Genomic DNA, 2,280 nt, shown 5'->3' with positions numbered 1-2,280 from the left:
GACGCCCGCGGGCGCGCCCGCCCCGCGGCCCGCCGCACCGCTGCGCGCCTCGATCACCGATGTGATCCCCAGGCGCACGCTGATCATCATCGCGGTGGTCGTCGTGCTCGCCATCGTGGGCACCGTGCTCGCCATCGCCTTGAGCGGCGGCGGGGACGGCGGCGACAAGGCCAAGGGCGGCTCGGGGGGCGACAAGTCCACCTCGGCCGGGGCCTCGGGCGGCGGTAAGAACGACCAGGGCGCCGACAAGGCGGGCCAGTCGGAGGGCGAGTCGCCGAAGGCGGGGGACTCCGGCGGGAAGTCGGGTTCGCAGCCGGGCACGGACGCCTCCGAGGGCTCGGACGACAACTCGGGCAAGGGCGGCGGAGGCGGCGACGACAGCGGTAAGGGCAAGGGCGGCGGCGGTAAGGGCGGCCTGCCCGACGGCTACCGGACCGTGAAGTCCGGCGACTTCCCGTTCAGCATGGCCATGCCGGAGGGCTGGTCGGTCCACTCCGGGAGTTATTCCGGAAGCCGTAAGTACTACGGCGGGTCCAGCATTCCGCGTATTCAGATCGATTTCACCGACGCGCCGAGGTCGGACGCGGAGGCGGACTGGCACAAGGGCGAGGACAACGCCCGGCGCACCATGGCCGGCTACAAGGGCCTCGGCATCAAGTCGATCGACTGGCGCGGCTATCCGACCGTCGCGGACTGGGAGTTCGAGCGCGATCAGGACGGCAAGCATGTCCGGGTGCTCAACCGCGGCTTCAAGGCGGACGGCAGCCATGGCTTCGCCATACTGATCACCTGCGAGGCGAGCAAGTGGAACGACAAGGAGTGCGCCACCCTCCGTCAGACCGCCTTTGACACCTTCAAGATTACGGACTGAACACTCCTGTCGGCGAAGCGTCGTTCGGGCACGTATTGTGAGAGGCCCTAGACTGTGCGCAGCCGCTGGAACCCGCCAAAAAAAGACCATATTTGACGGTTTCACGCTGCGCTGATCGCTGATGAGGGCGGCGTTGATCGCGCGCTTGGGGAGGCGTCGTGGAGGAGTACGCGGGCCGGGTGCTGGCCGACCGCTATCGCCTGCCCCTTCCGCCCGCCGATGAGTACGAACTCATCGAGACCCGCGCCTTCGACACCTACAGCGGACAAGAAGTCCATCTGCGGCAGATACCACTGCCGGAGGTCGTCGACGCCGAAGTCGTCGACGAGGACGCGCGGTGGGGCGGCGGCGGGCCCGCGGGGCGGAACGGCACGTTCGCCGGTGCCGGGCGTACGGCCCGGGGCGGCGGTGATCCGGCCGTCCAGCGCGCCATCGCGGCGGCGACATCCGCCGCGCAGATCCCCGACCATCCACGGCTCGGCCAGGTCTTCCATGTCTTCGCGGAGGCCGGAAGCCTGTGGATCGTCAGCGAACTCGTCTCCGGCCGCCCACTGGCCGCGCTCCTCGCCGAGGGCACGCTGTCCCCGCACCGCGCCGCCGAGGTCGCCAACGACGTCCTGACGGCGCTGGGCGCCCTGCACGCCCATGGCTGGGTCCACCGCAATATCACCGCCCGTACGGTGCTGTTGTGCGACGACGGCCGGGCGATGCTCATGGGGCTGGCGGCGGGCGCGGCGGAAGAGGCGCTGTGCGGCTACGACCCCGTTCCGGCGTCCGCGTACTCGCCGTCGGCCGACGGTCCCGCCATGGACGAGCCCGGGCCGGATGAGGCCCCGGCCGCCTTGCCGCAGGGCCCGGCGGGCTCCGGCGACCAGCCGGACGACCGGCCCCAGGGCCAGGGCGGGCGAGGCGACGAAGGGCGAGGCGATGAAGGGCGCGCCGCCATCCCCGGGGCCCGTACGGGAGAGGGCGGCGAGGGGCGGCCGCACGGCGGCCCGCGCTACCGCGACCAGGGCGCCGCCGGAGGATTCCTGCCCCCGGGCGGCCCTTACAGCGGCCCTTACAGCGGTCCTTACGACGGTCCTTACGGTGGCCATGAACCGGCGGGGGCCGGTTCGCGGCCCGACGCCGAGGGCCGGGAGCACGGCGGCCACGGCACGGAGACGGGCCTGCCCGAGCCACGGACGCCTTACGGCGACCACGGGGCGGCGGAGCCGAGTTCGGGGCCCGGCCTCGGCGGTCCGGTCCACCGGGATCACGTGACGTTCGGTCCGGGGACCGGCGGGCCCATGGCTCCCTACCGGGACAAGCGGGACAAGGGGGCCGCCGGCGGGCTGCCCGGGCCGCGCCGGGCGGGGCGGCCGGGAAGCCGGGAGGGCGAACCGGGCGGTGCCGGTGCGGGTGCTGGT

The 2,280-nt window shown here is 72.8% G+C and carries 2 protein-coding genes; both read left to right on the top strand.

Translation table 11 applies throughout. The features are described 5' to 3' along the window. The coding region (locus KN815_RS48730; RefSeq protein ID WP_507229941.1) for a serine/threonine kinase C-terminal domain-containing protein at window positions 1–871 on the top strand (871 nt) is incomplete at its 5' end. A 158-nt stretch (window positions 872–1,029) separates the two neighbouring features. Further along, window positions 1,030–2,280 (top strand): protein kinase domain-containing protein (locus KN815_RS51375; RefSeq protein ID WP_253209733.1); only part of this gene is annotated, 1,251 nt, incomplete at its 3' end.

It is taken from the genome of Streptomyces niphimycinicus (assembly GCF_018883605.1).
Taxonomy (GTDB): Bacteria; Actinomycetota; Actinomycetes; order Streptomycetales; family Streptomycetaceae; genus Streptomyces; species Streptomyces niphimycinicus.
This window is presented reverse-complemented; position numbering and strand designations above follow the sequence as displayed.